General features: G+C 69.8%; 15 protein-coding genes. 9 read left to right on the plus strand and 6 right to left on the minus strand.

Annotation, left to right across the window (positions count from 1 at the left end):
- Nucleotides 1–2: 2 nt before the first annotated feature.
- The gene (locus BWI15_RS13460; RefSeq protein WP_077014632.1) at nucleotides 3–1,439 is read right to left on the minus strand and encodes a GuaB1 family IMP dehydrogenase-related protein; all 1,437 of its coding nucleotides are present in this window, start codon (nucleotides 1,437–1,439) and stop codon (nucleotides 3–5) included.
- Between the two features lie 128 nt (nucleotides 1,440–1,567).
- Here BWI15_RS13460 and BWI15_RS13465 point away from each other — a divergent pair, with 128 nt between their 5' ends.
- From BWI15_RS13465 to BWI15_RS13475, 4 genes are all read left to right on the plus strand, one after another.
- Complete coding sequence (locus tag BWI15_RS13465; protein WP_143465547.1) at nucleotides 1,568–2,770, plus strand: cytochrome P450 family protein; 1,203 nt, start codon at nucleotides 1,568–1,570, stop codon at nucleotides 2,768–2,770.
- 115 nt (nucleotides 2,771–2,885) lie between these two features.
- A complete protein-coding gene (gene snpA, locus BWI15_RS13470; protein ID WP_077014633.1) occupies nucleotides 2,886–3,548 on the plus strand; it encodes a snapalysin in 663 nt (220 codons plus the stop codon).
- Between the two features lie 189 nt (nucleotides 3,549–3,737).
- Nucleotides 3,738–3,896, plus strand: a complete 159-nt coding sequence (locus BWI15_RS39360; RefSeq protein ID WP_168197304.1) for a hypothetical protein — start codon at nucleotides 3,738–3,740, stop codon at nucleotides 3,894–3,896.
- The gene (locus BWI15_RS13475; protein ID WP_077014634.1) at nucleotides 3,896–4,705 is read left to right on the plus strand and encodes an amidase; all 810 of its coding nucleotides are present in this window, start codon (nucleotides 3,896–3,898) and stop codon (nucleotides 4,703–4,705) included. The genes BWI15_RS39360 and BWI15_RS13475 overlap by 1 nt, the downstream gene beginning before the upstream one ends.
- Nucleotides 4,706–4,712: 7 nt before the next feature.
- On the opposite strand, the gene BWI15_RS13480 is transcribed toward BWI15_RS13475, so the two are convergent.
- Nucleotides 4,713–5,747 (minus strand): alpha/beta fold hydrolase, encoded by a 1,035-nt coding sequence (locus BWI15_RS13480; RefSeq protein WP_077014903.1) that lies wholly within the window; start codon nucleotides 5,745–5,747, stop codon nucleotides 4,713–4,715.
- Nucleotides 5,748–5,856: 109 nt separating this feature from the next.
- Here BWI15_RS13480 and BWI15_RS13485 point away from each other — a divergent pair, with 109 nt between their 5' ends.
- The 4 genes from BWI15_RS13485 (at nucleotide 5,857) to BWI15_RS13500 (ending at nucleotide 9,086) form a co-directional block, all read left to right on the plus strand.
- Nucleotides 5,857–6,594, plus strand: a complete 738-nt coding sequence (locus tag BWI15_RS13485; RefSeq protein ID WP_193432157.1) for a molybdopterin-dependent oxidoreductase — start codon at nucleotides 5,857–5,859, stop codon at nucleotides 6,592–6,594.
- The gene (locus BWI15_RS13490) at nucleotides 6,587–7,114 is read left to right on the plus strand and encodes a cytochrome b/b6 domain-containing protein (RefSeq protein ID WP_077014635.1); all 528 of its coding nucleotides are present in this window, start codon (nucleotides 6,587–6,589) and stop codon (nucleotides 7,112–7,114) included. Before BWI15_RS13485 ends, BWI15_RS13490 begins: the two co-directional genes overlap by 8 nt.
- A 104-nt stretch (nucleotides 7,115–7,218) precedes the next feature.
- Entirely contained in the window at nucleotides 7,219–8,457 is a 1,239-nt protein-coding gene (locus BWI15_RS13495) for a sensor histidine kinase (protein WP_077014636.1), read from the plus strand.
- On the plus strand, nucleotides 8,442–9,086 hold the full coding sequence (locus tag BWI15_RS13500; RefSeq protein WP_077014637.1) for a response regulator transcription factor: 645 nt from the start codon (nucleotides 8,442–8,444) through the stop codon (nucleotides 9,084–9,086). Before BWI15_RS13495 ends, BWI15_RS13500 begins: the two co-directional genes overlap by 16 nt.
- On the opposite strand, the gene BWI15_RS39365 is transcribed toward BWI15_RS13500, so the two are convergent.
- From BWI15_RS39365 to BWI15_RS13515, 3 genes are read right to left on the minus strand one after another with little or no spacing between them, the layout of a single operon-like run.
- Entirely contained in the window at nucleotides 9,083–9,889 is an 807-nt protein-coding gene (locus tag BWI15_RS39365) for an endonuclease/exonuclease/phosphatase family protein (RefSeq protein ID WP_269087174.1), read from the minus strand. The two genes, BWI15_RS13500 and BWI15_RS39365, sit on opposite strands and share 4 nt — an antisense overlap.
- On the minus strand, nucleotides 9,874–10,659 hold the full coding sequence (locus BWI15_RS13510; RefSeq protein ID WP_077014638.1) for an SDR family oxidoreductase: 786 nt from the start codon (nucleotides 10,657–10,659) through the stop codon (nucleotides 9,874–9,876). Before BWI15_RS13510 ends, BWI15_RS39365 begins: the two co-directional genes overlap by 16 nt.
- A 53-nt stretch (nucleotides 10,660–10,712) precedes the next feature.
- On the minus strand, nucleotides 10,713–11,675 hold the full coding sequence (locus BWI15_RS13515; protein WP_077014639.1) for a GNAT family N-acetyltransferase: 963 nt from the start codon (nucleotides 11,673–11,675) through the stop codon (nucleotides 10,713–10,715).
- Between the two features lie 281 nt (nucleotides 11,676–11,956).
- Here BWI15_RS13515 and BWI15_RS13520 point away from each other — a divergent pair, with 281 nt between their 5' ends.
- Nucleotides 11,957–12,370, plus strand: coding sequence for an AMIN-like domain-containing (lipo)protein (locus BWI15_RS13520; protein WP_202817633.1), 414 nt, complete (start codon nucleotides 11,957–11,959; stop codon nucleotides 12,368–12,370).
- Nucleotides 12,371–12,413: 43 nt separating this feature from the next.
- On the opposite strand, the gene BWI15_RS13525 is transcribed toward BWI15_RS13520, so the two are convergent.
- The gene (locus BWI15_RS13525) at nucleotides 12,414–13,496 is read right to left on the minus strand and encodes a spore photoproduct lyase family protein (RefSeq protein ID WP_202817634.1); all 1,083 of its coding nucleotides are present in this window, start codon (nucleotides 13,494–13,496) and stop codon (nucleotides 12,414–12,416) included.
- Nucleotides 13,497–13,529 lie beyond the last annotated feature (33 nt).

The following is a 13,529-nucleotide window of genomic DNA, read 5'->3' on the forward strand; positions in this document are numbered from 1 at the left end:
TCTCACCAGCTCTGGTCGAGCGGCTTGCCCTCGGCGTACCCGGAGCTGGTCTGGATGCCGACCACGGCCCGCTCGTGGAACTCCTCCAGCGTGCGCGCCCCGACGTACGTGCACGAGCTGCGGACGCCGGACACGATCGAGTCGAGCAGGTCCTCGACGCTCGGCCGCTCGGGGTCCAGGTACATCCGCGCGGTCGAGATGCCCTCGCCGAAGAACCCCTTCCGGGCCCGCTGGAACGGCGTGTCGTCGGCCGTCCGCGATCGGACCGCCCGCGCCGAGGCCATCCCGAAGCTCTCCTTGTAGATCCGCCCGTCGCTGTCGTGGTGCGGGTCCCCAGGCGACTCGTACGTCCCGGCGAACCACGACCCGATCATCACGCTCGACGCGCCCGCGGCCAGCGCCAGCGCGACGTCCCGCGGATGTCGCACCCCACCGTCGGCCCACACGTGCTTGCCGAGCTCACGCGCCCGCGCCGCACACTCCAGTACGGCGGAGAACTGCGGCCGGCCCACCGCGGTCTGCATCCGGGTCGTGCACATCGCGCCCGGCCCGACCCCGACCTTCACGATGTCGGCGCCGGCCTCGACAAGGTCGGACACGCCCTCGGCGGTGACGACGTTGCCGGCCACCACCGGGACCTGCGGATCGAGCGCCCGGACCGTGCGCAGGACGTCGAGCATGCGCTCCTGGTGGCCGTGCGCGGTGTCGACGACCAGGACGTCGATGCCGGCGTCGAGCAGCGCCTTCGCCTTCTGCTCGGCGTCCCCGTTGATGCCGATCGCGGCCGCGACGCGCAGGCGGCCGTTCGGGTCGAGCGCCGGTTCGTACAGCGTCGCCCGGACGGCGCGCTGGCGGGTCAGGATGCCGACGATCCGCCCGTCACCGTCGACCACCGGGGCCAGCCGGTGCCGGCCGCCGTGCAGCTGGTCGAACGCCGCCTCGGCATCGATCCCGGCGGGCAGCGTGAGCAGCTCGCGCGACATCACGGCGTCCAGCTGGGTGAAGCGGTCGACGCCTTGGCAGTCCGCCTCGGTGACCACCCCGACGGCCCGGCCCTCGTCCATCACGATCACAGCGCCGTGGCCACGCTTCGGCAGCAGGTTCAGCGCCTCGGCGACGGTGTCGTGCGGAGTCATCACCAGCGGGGTGTCGTAAATGGTGTGCCGCTGCTTGACCCACGCGACCACCTCGGCGACCACCGGGACCGGGATGTCCTGCGGGATCACCGCCAGGCCGCCGCAGCGCGCGATCGTCTCGGCCATCCGCCGGCCGGAGACCGCGGTCATGTTCGCCGCGACCACCGGGATCGACGTCCCGCTGCCGTCGTTGGTCGACAGGTCCACGTCCAGCCGCGACGTCACGGCCGACCGGTTCGGCACCAGGAAGACGTCGTTGAACGTCAGGTCCTGACCGGGCACCGGTCCCTGGATGAAGCGCATCCCAACCACCTCACAAACCCTCGTCCCGCCCGGACGAGCTCAGCCCGAGGCTACGTGATCGGCTCCGGCGCCGGACCTGTCGACCAGCGTCCATCCGTTGTCTATGCCCGCGGCCGAGACTGAATGCCATGGACAACCTGGGGATGCAACCGTTCGTGATCGCCGAGAACGGAGCAAAGCACAAGCTGTACGCCGCGCTGGACGGCCCGGTGCATCGAGCGCAGCTGCCGAGTGGACCTGACATCTGGCTGGTCACCGGCTACGACGCGGTCCGGCAACTGCTGGCTCACCCCGACGCGGTGCGCGACCGGTTCGGCGGCGGCCCGTACTCCGAGCGGCTGCCCGCCGAGCTGCGCGACGCGCTGTTCCACAGCATGCTGCACGTCGATCCGCCCGACCACACCCGCCTGCGCAAACTGGTCGCCGGCGCCTTCACCCGCCGTACCGTTGAAGCGCTCGAGCCGCGGATCGAGGCGTTCACCGACGCGCTGCTCGACGGCTTCGAGGGCCGCGACGTCGTGGATCTGCTGACCGACTTCGCCTACCCACTGCCGATCCGGGTGATCGGGATGATGCTCGGCGTGCCGGAGCAGGACCAGCACCAGTTCCAGTCCTGGACGCCGCAGCTGATCTCGCCGAGCACGGTCGGCTACGACGCGTTCGCCGCGGCTGCGGCTGAGTTCCTGGCCTTCGCCCGCGCCCTGATCGCCGCGAAGCGCGCCACTCCCGGCCCGGACCTGTTGTCGGCGCTGATCGCGGCCCGCGACGGCGAGGACAAGCTGTCCGAGAACGAGCTCACCTCGATGGCACACGTGCTGGTCATCGCTGGTTACGAGACCACCGCCAACCTGATCGCGAACGGGACCCTCGCGCTGCTCGAGCACCCGGACCAGCTCGCGCGGCTCCAGGCCGATCCCACCGGCTGGCCGACAGCCGTCGAGGAACTGCTCCGGTACGACGGCCCGGTGCAGTCCACGCTCACCTACTACACCCGCTCGGACGTGGAGCTGGACGGCGAGACGATCCCGGCCGGATCGGTGGTTTTCGCCTCCCTGCTCGCCGCGAACCGCGACCCCGCCAAGTTCGCCCACGCCGACCAGCTGGACGTACGGCGATCGCCCGCCCACATGGGCTTCGGGCACGGCATCCACTACTGCCTCGGCGCTCCGCTGGCCCGGCTGGAGACCCAGATCGCCCTGCGCCGCCTGTTCGAGCGGTTCCCGCACCTGAGCCTGGCCGACGCCGATCTGACCCGCGCTCCAGCGGTCATCATCAACGCCTTGACCACCCTCGCGGTCAGGCCGGGTCCCCCGGCGGATACCGAAGGTTAACCCCTGGATTTTCGCCGTCCTGGTGCGGATCTGTCAGCGAACTGTCACGATCCGTGGCGTTGCGGTCAGTAGCCCACTGACCGCGTTCCGCCACCGACTAAGGAGTGAGGCTCCTATGTCCCGTCGTCTTCTGTCCGCTGTCACCGCTGTCGCCGCGGCAGCGCTTGCCGTCCCCGCACTGGCAGCGTCCACCTCCACCGCCGCCCCCGTCCCGGCCGCGCCGGCCCCCGAGACCACCACCTCGGCGTACGTCGGCACGGTCCAGGACCAGGCCGAGACCAAGGCCTTCTACGAGGCCGTGATGAAGTCCGCCCGGGCCAAGCAGGCCAAGAACCCGGACAAGACCGCCGCCGTCACGGTGGTCTACAGCGCCAGCCGCGCACCGAGCTTCGCCACCCAGATCGCCCGCAGCGCCCAGATCTGGAACAGCTCGGTCACCAACGTCCGGCTGGTCTCCGGCAGCAACTACGACTTCTACTACCGCGAGGGCAACGACCCGCGCGGGTCGTACGCGTCCACCAACGGTCACGGCCAGGGATACATCTTCCTGGACTACCGGCAGAACCAGGTGTACAACTCGACCCGCGTCACCGCGCACGAAACCGGCCACGTGCTCGGCCTGCCCGACCACTACTCCGGCCCGTGCAGCGAGCTGATGTCCGGCGGCGGCCCCGGCCCGTCGTGCACGAACGCGATCCCCAACTCGGCCGAACGGTCCCGCGTCAACCAACTGTGGGCCAACGGCTTCACCGCGGCGAACTTCGCCACCATTCGCTGAGCCCCGGCGCCGGGCTGATCACTCGGTCCGCTCGCTCGTCCGCAGCATCCGTCCGCGCCGGCCGCCCTCCGGCGCGGACGGTCTGTGTCGAGGGTTTGACCAGGACCGAAGGGCTTGGCCGGTGGCCGCGCAGGGGTCAGGTTGGAGTCGCACACCAGCTCTTCCCGGTCCGCCCTGAAGGAGAGTTCCATGAAAGACACCCGCCCCCATCTGGTCGCCCGCCGGCGTCTGCTGCTCGGCGTACCGGCTGTTGTCGCCGCCGCGACCCTCGCCCCTCGGGCCGCCTCGGCCGCCGGGCACCGCCCGCAAGTGATCGAGTGCGTCGCCGACCTGCTGCAGGCCGGCTGATGGCCACCATTGCCTGGCTGGCCGACGTACTGCGCGCGGCCGGCGTCCAGGTCGTTGAAGAAGGCAACTGGCTGGGCCGGGCGGTGAGCGGCTCGTTCAATCCGATCGGCGTGCTCTGGCACCACACCGCCTCGTCCACCACCAGCCCGACCAATCCGCACCCGGCGCTCAACATCGTCATCAACGGCCGACCGGACCTGCAGGGCCCGTTGTCCCAGGCGCTGGTCGACTACAACGGCGTCTTCCACGTCATCTCGGCCGGCCGCTGCAACCACGCCGGCGCCGCGCGGGTCAGCGGCCCGATCCCGGCGGGCGACGGCAACACCATGCTGATCGGCTGGGAGATCGACTACAACGGCGTCAGCCAGACCATGAGCCCGGCGCAGTACCAGGCTTCGCTCAAGGCGACCGCCGCCGTCCTGCGCCGGCTGGGCCGCGACGCGTCGTACGCCCGCGGCCACCGCGAGACCAGTACGACGGGCAAGATCGACCCGTACGGCGTCAACCTCGACACGATGCGCGCCGAGGTCGCCGGGATCCTCGGCGGGTCACCGCCGCCGACGTACAACTTCAGCACGTACGGCGCCGGCGTCAACGTGCGCGCCGACGCGCGGCTGAACGCGCCGATCGTCGCGACGCTGCCCGGTCCGACCCAGGTTTTCGTCCAGTGCCAGAAGCAGGGCGACACCGTCACCGCCGAAGGCCACACCAACAACTGGTGGTCGCGACTGCGCGATCAGGGTGGCTACATCAGCAACATCTACATCGACCACCCGGCCGCGCAACTGCCCGGGATCCCCAACTGCTGAACGACTTTCAGAGGTGGTCGGCGTCGATCACCGCCTGGGCGAAGGCCTGCGGCGCTTCCTGCGGGACGTTGTGGCCGATGCCCTCGAAGACCCGGTGCGCGTACTTGCCGGTGAACTTGTTGCGATAGCCCGAGCCGTCGGCAGCGGCGCCGTCGAAGTCGCTGCCGATGGTGATCGCCGGGACGGTGATCACCGGCCCGGCGGCGAGCTTGCGCTCGTACCGGTCGTACTGGCGCTCCCCCTCGGCCAGGCTCAACCGCCAGCGGTAGTTGTGGATCACGATCGCGACGTGGTCGGGGTTGTCGAACGCCGCGGCGGTCCGGGCGTACGTCGCGGCGTCGTACCTCCACAGCGGTGAGGCGATCTTCCAGATCAGGTCGTTGAACGCGTACCAGTTCTGCTGGTAGCCCTTCACACCGCGCTCGGTGGCGAAGTAGTACTGGTACCACCAGCCGAGCTCCGCGGCCGGCGGCAACGGCTCGAGGTTCTTCTCCAGACTGGTGACCAGGTAGCTGCTGACCGACACGATCGCCTTGCAGCGCTCCGGCCAAAGCGCCGCGATGACGCCGACGGTGCGCGCACCCCAGTCGAAGCCGCCGAGCACTGCCTGGTCGATCTCCAGCGCGTCCATCAGCGCGATGATGTCGAGCGCGACGGCGGACTGCTGCCCGTTGCGGAAGGTGCGTGACGAGCGGAAACGGGTCTGGCCGTAGCCGCGCAGGAACGGCACGATCACCCGGTAGCCCGCCGCGGCCAGGATCGGGGCGACGTCGACGTAGCTGTGCGCGTCGTACGGCCAGCCGTGCAGCAGCACGACCGGCTGCCCGGTCCGCGGCCCGAACTCGGCGTACGCCGTCTCCAGCACGCCGGCCTTGACCCGCTTGATCGGACCGAGCGAGGTGTGCTGGCCGGCGCCGGCCCGCAGGTCCGCTCCCGGCGTACGCGCTGTGGTGCCCGCCGCTGACGCGGTCAGCGCGCTGCCCGCCACGCCTGCCGCGCCCGTGGCCGCGACCGCCTGGGTGAACCGTCTCCTGCTGATCATCTGCATCGTCTCCACGCGTCATCGATCGGTAAGGCGTCACCACTTTGACCGGTGACGCATGGTTCGACATCATAGTCACCAGTTGAACCGGTGACGAAATGAGGAAACGATGGCCGACGCACTGCCCCCGGACCGGCTCGAACCGCACGACGAGACGGCCGGTCGCCCGATCGGACGCCGGATCGTGCTGTCGACGATCGCGGCCGGCGTCGCGGGCCTGTTCGTGGCCCCGAGCCTGCAGGAGAAGTGGAGTCAGTTGCTCGGCGCCGCGTCCCAGCGCGACCCCACCGGATTGTCCGGCCTGCTGCCGAACCCCGGTGGCTTCCGCTACTTCAGCGTCGCCGGATCGGTCCCGGAGAAGAACGCGTCGACGTACCGGCTGACCGTGGACGGGCTGGTGGACAAGCCCACGACGTACACGCTGTCGCAGCTCGGCGCGATGCCGCAGTCCCGGGTGACGCACGATGTCGTCTGCACGGACGGCTGGCAGGTCGACGACGTCCCCTTCGTCGGCGTCCCGCTGGCGAAGATCCTCGACGCGGCCGGCGTCCGGCCGGATGCGAAGGCGGTCCGGTTCACCTGCTTCGACGGGGTCTACAGCGAGAGCCTGACGATGGAGCAGGCGCGGCGGCCCGACGTCCTGGTCGCGACCCAGATGCTCGACCAGCCGATCCCGCACATCAGCGGCGGCCCGGTGCGGCTCTTCGTCGGTCCGATGTACTTCTACAAGTCCGCGAAGTGGTTGTCCGGCATCACCGTCACCGACGAGGTGGTCCCGGGCTACTGGGAGGAGTACGGCTACCCGATCGACGGTTGGCTGCCCGGCGAGGAGCCCGCCGGTGCCTGACCTCGCGGTACGCCGCTTCACCCGCGCCGAACGACTCGTCCACCAGACCACCCTGATCCTGATGGCGATCTGCCTCGCCACCGCGGCCGCGATCTACTTCGGCCCGATCGCCGCCGCGATCGGCCGACGCCATGTGGTCGCGACCGTCCACCAGTGGTCTGGCATCCTCCTGCCGGCACCGTTCCTGCTCGGCCTGATGTCCCGCGCCCTGCGACTCGACGTACGCCGCCTCAACCGCTTCACCCGCACAGACACCCGCTGGCTCCTCGGCGCCCTCCGCCGCGTCCCGCACCGCGACCAGGTCTCCGGCAAGTTCAACGCGGGCCAGAAGGTCTTCGCCTCCTGGCTGGCCGGCGCGATCGTCGTGATGGTGTTCACCGGCCTGCTGCTGTGGTTCAAGTTCAGCCTGTCCGGCATCCCCCGCGCCGGCGTGATCGCCGTCCACGACCTGCTCGCCGCGGCCATCACCATCGCCCTGGCAGGCCACGCGTACAAGGCCTACACCAGCACCGGCGGCTGACCCGGCCCGCCGATCGCGTGGCTGGACATACGGGTGGGTGGGGCTAGGCCCACTTCTGTGGCGAACTGCGGAATCCACGCGGTTGTTCGCTGCAGAGTGAGAGCATGAAGCGGATGGGAAGATTCGGGCTCGACGCCCTGACCGGGTTGTGGCGAGCGGGCGTGGTGGCCGCGGTGACGGTGCTCGTGCCGGCGATGTGGGCGGCTGCCGTGGCGCTCGCGGTGCTGTGGTCGGACAACCCGTGGTCCTGGATTCCACTGGTGATGCTGCCGGCTGTTGGTTCGCTCGGGTTGGCGCAGCCGGTCTGCCGGTGGGTTCGCTCGCTGGTCGCGCGCTGGACCGGCACGGTGATCGAGCCGGGCTATCGAGAGCCGCCGCCAGTGACGCAGCTGTCGACCGGCTACTGGTGGAACGGCTACACCTACGCGAGCAGCGCGAAACAGGCTCGGCAAGAGCAGGAGTGGCGGCACAAGCTGCGGGACCCTGCGACGTGGCGGGATCTGCGGTTCGCGGAGATTGTGGCGCTCACCGCCGGACTGGCCTCGCTGGTTCCGCTCGCCGGCATCGCCGTCGCGGTGGCCGGATTCGCCACGTCGTCGTACGTCGTGGGTGGGCTCGGGCTGCTCGCCGCGATCGGGACCGCGCCGTACGCGTGGCGGCTGCTGGAGCCGGTCGCCGTACGGTTCCTGCGTCCGCCGCCGCCGTCACTCGCCGACCGCGTCGACGAGTTGACCGCGCAGCGCGCGAACACGACGATCGCGCAGGCGGCCGAGATCCGGCGGATCGAGCGCGACCTGCACGACGGCGCGCAGGCCCGGCTGGTCGCGCTCGGGCTCTCGCTGGCCACCGCCGAGAAGCTGATGGACACCGACCCTCGACAAGCCAAAGCCCTGCTCCAGGACGCCCGCGCCGGCGCCGCCACGTCGCTCACCGAGCTGCGGGAGCTTGTCAAAGGCATCAATCCGCCGGTGCTGAACGAGCGCGGACTCGTCGACGCCGTCCGCGCCTTCGCGCTGGACAGCCCGCTCGAGATCACCGTCGATGCCGAGCCGGTCAGCCTCGACCCTCCGATCGAGTCCGCGGTCTACTTCGCCGTCGTCGAGCTCGTCACGAACGCGGTCCGGCACGCCGAGGCGACCAGCGCCACGATCTCGATCTCCCGGACGCCGGATCTCGTCGTCGTTGTCGAGGACAACGGCCGGGGAGGGGCCGTGATCCGTGCCGGCGGCGGGCTCGAAGGGCTGCACCGCCGGCTCGCCGCTTTCGACGGCACCGTCGCGGTGACCAGCCCGGCCGGTGGACCGACCCGGGTGAGGATGACGGTGCCGTGCGAATCCTCGTAGCCGAAGACCTGTACCTGCTGCGCGACGGTCTGGTCCGCTTGATCGAGGCGTACGGACACCAGGTCGTCGCGACCGCCGGCACCGGCCCGGAGACCCTCGACGCGCTGCTCACCCTCCAGCCCGACGTCGCGGTCATCGACGTCCGGATGCCGCCGACGCAGTCCGACGAAGGGCTGCGCGCCGCTCTCGCCGCCCGGCGCGAGATTCCCGGCCTGCCGGTGCTGATCCTGTCCCAGCACGTGGAGCAGCTCTACGCTCGCGAACTGCTTGCCGACGGCACCGGTGGTGTCGGCTACCTGCTCAAGGAAAGCGTGTTCGACGCCGACCAGTTCGTCGACGCGCTGGAACGTGTCGCCGCCGGGGGCACCGCGATGGATCCGGCCGTGATCGCGAAGCTGCTGTCCAGCGGCCCAACCACCCGACGCTTGGACCGCCTCACCGAGCGCGAGCACGACGTCCTGGCCCTGATGGCCGAAGGCCTGTCCAACCAGGCGATCGCCAGCCGCCTGTTCCTCAGCGAGAGCGCGATCAGCAAACACACGACCGCCCTGTTCGGCAAACTGGGCCTCACCGACAACGACACCAGCAACCGCCGCGTCCTCGCCGTACTGGCGTATCTGAACAACTAGGGCTGACCGAGCTCCACGAGCAGTCCGTAGTGGTCGCTGGGGGTCAGGTCCGGCTGGTCGAAGATCCGGTCGCAGCTGAGGATCGGCAGCGTCGGGCGGCCTCGCGGGCCGCAGCGGACCAGCACGTGGTCGATGCCTTGGAAGGGCCAGTCGCCGGACTCGAAGTAGGGGTTGTCCTGCACGTAGGTTTCCAGGGCTTCGCCCGGACGGGCCGACTCCCAGGCGCTGCGGTAGCAGACGCTCAGGTCGTCGATCACGTGCCGCCCGGTCCAGAAGCGCAGGCTGTCCGCGGTCAGTTCGGCGTCCAAATCGCCGGCGACAACGACGTCCCCGGGCGACTCGGCCACGAGCTCCTCGAGGCGTTGTGCGGCGAGAACGGTTTGCAGACAACGCTCCCGCTCGTGGTCGACCTGGTAGTCGGGGAAGTGGTTCGCCACCCAGAGCCGGCCCCACGGGGCGAGGATCTCGGTGATCAAACAGGTGCACGCGAAGTCGCTGGTCCGCTCGGTCAGGTGCAGGTCGAGTTCCTCCACCCGGCCGATCGGCCAGCGACTGGCCGTCGTGATGCCCTGCCCATCGGTCTCACGATCCGATGACTGCGCGAGCTGGTACGACGGCCCGAGCATCTCCGCCGCCTGATCGATCTCGTCGGTCAGGATCGTCTCCTGCAACGTGATCACGTCGGCGTCGAGCTGCTCGAATCCCTTGCGCAGCTGGGCTCGCCGGGCCGGCCAGTCGCCGCGGTCCCCCAGGTGTTCAGCGTCGCGAGTCGCATCCCCGTCTCCGGTCAGGGGCGGCGCCAGGACGGATCCTGCAGGTGGCTGCCCGCCATCGGGCCCATCTGCAGCATGCCGCCGTCGGCGACGACGCTGGTGCCGGTCACGTACGACGCCTTCTCCGAGGCCAGGAACGCGATCACCGCGGCGATCTCCCGCGCGTCGCCCGGCCGTCCCAGCGGTACGCCGGGCCGGTCCTTGCCGTGCGGGTCCTCGTCGGTCTGGCCGGTCATCGGCGTGGCGATCTCCCCGGGCGCGACCGAGTTCGCGGTGATCCCGTGCTCGCCGAGCTCGATCGCCAGTGTCTTCATCAGCAGCCCGAGCCCGCCCTTGGCCGCGTCGTACGGCGCGGCGCCGACGCGCGGCTGGTGCTCGTGCACGCTGGTCACCGCGATCAGCCGGCCGCCCCGGCCCTGCTCGATCATCCGCCGCGCGGCCCGCTGCAGGCACAGGAACGCCCCGTCCAGATCGACGTTGATCACCTTGCGCCACTCGTCGTACTCGAGATCGACCGCGAGCTTGCTGGTCCCGGTCCCGGAGTTCGCCACCAGCACGTCGACGCCGCCCAGCGACTCGATCAGCTCGTCGATCGCTCCCACCGCGTCCGGCAGCACCTCCAGGTCGAGTTGCCGCACCTCGGCCCGCCGCCCGGTCTTGCGCACCTCCTCGGCCGTCTCCCCGGCCCCGTCCTGATCGCTGTGCCAGGTCACCCCGACGTCGAAGCCGTCCTGGGCCAGCGCCACCGCGGCGGCCCGTCCGATTCCACTGTCCGATCCAGTCACGATTGCTACAGGCATACTCGAGCGGTACCCCGCGGCCGCACCCGAAAACCAGTGACGCGGTGGAATGCTCAGTCGACGGGCAGCACGCGCCGCCAGCCGTCGAAGGTGAGAGTGGGCTTCATGCCCACCGACGCGTACAGGTCCATCGCCCGGCTGGGATTGTTGGTGTCGACGAGCAGGATCGTGCCGACCCGCCCGGCCGCCGCGTCGATGGCGAACGCGTCGTGCAGCAAGAACTTGGCCAGCCCGCGGCCGCGGTACTGCTCGACGACTCCGAGCCCGGCGATGTGACCGCAGTTCTCGGTCTCCAGGGACAGGTCGCAGCAGTCCCGGAACGCGACCCCCTGGCCGTCGATCTCCAGCAGACAGAGCTGCGACCAATCGAACACGGCGCTGTGCTCGCGGAACTCGAGCCACTCCTCGTGCGGGCGAGGAACGAAGCCGAACTGGCCGCGGAAGCAGTCCACGATCGTGTCGTGAGCGGCCTGGCGGGCGGCGTCGCTGTACATACCTCGACGGACGACGACACCGGGCGGTGGTGCCGGAGCCGCGACCGGACCGGTGTGGTCGATCCGCATCCGTCGGTACGTCGTACCGGAGACGAAGTCGTGGTCGGACAGCAACCGGCGCAGCGGTTCGTCGGCCCGGTAGGCGAAGATGTCGATCGTGATCTCGGCATGCCCGCCGCGGCGGCCCATCTCCCGGGCGCGCGTCATCGACTGCTCGTACAGCCACGCGGCGACCGACGGATCCTGAGCGGTCACCTCGAGCTCGATCAGCTCGCCGGCGGCCTTGCCGAAGGCGGATCCGTAGCCCACCGGCACACCATCCGCGGCGAGCACCAGCCAGCCGTCGGTCATCCGGTCGAACCCGGGCTCGACCACCCGGTCGGCGATGTCGCCCAGCGTGCAGTCCGGGAACCCGAGCAAGGCGGTGTGGTGGGCCGAGACAAGCCCGAAGATCGCCTCGACATCGGTCGGTGCAGGTCGCCGGACGGTCAGACCGTACGGCAGTGAAGCGGTGCTGTTCATGTCTCACAGTGGTCGCTCGGGTCCGGATAGTCCACAGCCGGGCGACGAACAACTTCCGTGCGCCGGGCCGCATCTAAGAGGTGTCTCTAAGGGGGGACCAAGTGAAATCCATACACACCATCCGAAGACCGATCAGAACTGCGGTCGCCGTCCTGGCGATCACCGCCGTGCCGGCGGGCGCGGTCGCTGTGCCGAGCCTCACCGGCACCACGACCGCGATGTCGTCCACTGCTACCACGTGCCCCACCGGCTGGGGTTCGTTGCCAGAGGCAAACACCTTCGTGACCACCGGGATCCTTACGACCGTTCGGTCCGGCCGGCACTCCTGTTTCGACCGCGTCGTCTTCGACGTCTCCGGCACCACACCGGGGTACGGCGTGCGCTACGTGTCGAACGTCTTCCGCCCAGGCGCCGGCCACCTGATGCCCCTGCGCGGTGGCGCGAAGCTGCAGATCGTGCTCGGGGTCAACGAGTTCGACGACGCCGGGCACTGGGCCTACCAGCCGTCGAGGTCCGACGAGCTGACGAACGTGACCGGCTACCGGACCTTCCGGCAGATCGCGTACGCCGGCAGCACCGAAGGCGCCGCCTGGATCGGTATCGGGCTCCGTGCCCGTCTTCCGTTCCGTGTCCACACCCTCGCCGGACCCGGGACCGGCAGCCGAGTCGTCCTCGACGTCGCGCACACCTGGTGACACCTGGCCGGGCGCTCTCCCCAGCGCTCGGCCTTCCGCTCACTCAGAACGCGTACCGCACCCGGCAGTACGGCGCGTGGTGCTGCAGCAGTTGCTCGAACTGCGCCAGGTAGTCCTGTTTGTCCCGCCACCGGTAGCGCACGTTGGTCGCGCCGTTCTGCGAACGCTTCGTCTCCTGCAGCTCCGGGCGCCAGATCAGCTCCTCGGCCTTGGGATGCCAGCCGAGGTTGACCTGGTGCAGCTCTTCGTTGTGGGTCAGGAAGATGACTTCGCAGGCGAGCTGCTGCTTCGTCGCCGCGCTGGTCGCGGCGTCGAGCTGCTCGAACAGCTCGGCCCAGTCCGCGCGCCAGCCGTCGTACACGACCACGGGTGAGAAGTTGACGTGCACCTCGTAGCCGGCCTCGACGAAGTCGTTCAGCGCGGCGAGACGCTGCTCGACGGGTGACGTCCGGATGTCGAGCAGTTTCGACGCACGCGCCGGCATCAGCGAGAACCGGATCCGGGTCCGGCCCTCCGGCCGCAGCTCCAGCAGCTCGCGGTTCACGTACTTCGTCGCGAACGAGGCCTTCGCGTTCGGCAGACGGCCGAACGCGGCGATCAGCTCGGCCACGTTGTCACTCACCAGCGCGTCCACGCTGCAGTCGTTGTTCTCCCCCAGGTCGTACACCCAGTCGGTGGGATCGCACTGGTTCGGTGTCTTCGGTCCCTGCCGGCCGGCGTGCCGGGTGATCGCGCCGATGATCTTGTCCAGGTTGGTGAACACCGTGATCGGGTTGCTGTACCCCTTGCGGCGCGGGACGTAGCAGTACGCGCACGCCATCGCGCACCCGTTCGCCGACGACGGCGCGATGAAGTCGGCCGACCGCCCGTTGGGCCGCACGCCGAGCGACTTCTTCTCGCCCAGCACGAGAGCCTCACGCTTGATCCGCACCCAGCGCCGCACGTTGGTCTCGTCACCGTGCAACTCGGGAATCTTCCAGTGGCTCGCCACCTCGACCACCTCGGCACCAGGCCACCGATCGAGCACCTGGCGCCCACGCTCCGACACCATCGCCGCCGGCTCGGCGTAGATCCGCTGCACGTCCAGCAGCGGCGGCGTCCCAGCGGAGGCGTTCGACTCGTCCACGCTTCCACTGTCACAGACGCCTCCGACAGTTTG

It is taken from the genome of Kribbella sp. ALI-6-A (genome assembly GCF_001984195.1).
Lineage (GTDB): Bacteria > Actinomycetota > Actinomycetes > Propionibacteriales > Kribbellaceae > Kribbella.

Coding starts and splice junctions, on each gene's coding strand:
- BWI15_RS13460 (WP_077014632.1), bottom strand. CDS start 1,439: ATGCGCTTCATCCAGGGACCGGTGCCCGGTCAGGACCTGACGTTCAAC.
- BWI15_RS13465 (WP_143465547.1), top strand. CDS start 1,568: ATGGACAACCTGGGGATGCAACCGTTCGTGATCGCCGAGAACGGAGCA.
- snpA (WP_077014633.1), top strand. CDS start 2,886: ATGTCCCGTCGTCTTCTGTCCGCTGTCACCGCTGTCGCCGCGGCAGCG.
- BWI15_RS39360 (WP_168197304.1), top strand. CDS start 3,738: ATGAAAGACACCCGCCCCCATCTGGTCGCCCGCCGGCGTCTGCTGCTC.
- BWI15_RS13475 (WP_077014634.1), top strand. CDS start 3,896: ATGGCCACCATTGCCTGGCTGGCCGACGTACTGCGCGCGGCCGGCGTC.
- BWI15_RS13480 (WP_077014903.1), bottom strand. CDS start 5,747: ATGATCAGCAGGAGACGGTTCACCCAGGCGGTCGCGGCCACGGGCGCG.
- BWI15_RS13485 (WP_193432157.1), top strand. CDS start 5,857: ATGGCCGACGCACTGCCCCCGGACCGGCTCGAACCGCACGACGAGACG.
- BWI15_RS13495 (WP_077014636.1), top strand. CDS start 7,219: ATGAAGCGGATGGGAAGATTCGGGCTCGACGCCCTGACCGGGTTGTGG.
- BWI15_RS13510 (WP_077014638.1), bottom strand. CDS start 10,659: ATGCCTGTAGCAATCGTGACTGGATCGGACAGTGGAATCGGACGGGCC.
- BWI15_RS13515 (WP_077014639.1), bottom strand. CDS start 11,675: ATGAACAGCACCGCTTCACTGCCGTACGGTCTGACCGTCCGGCGACCT.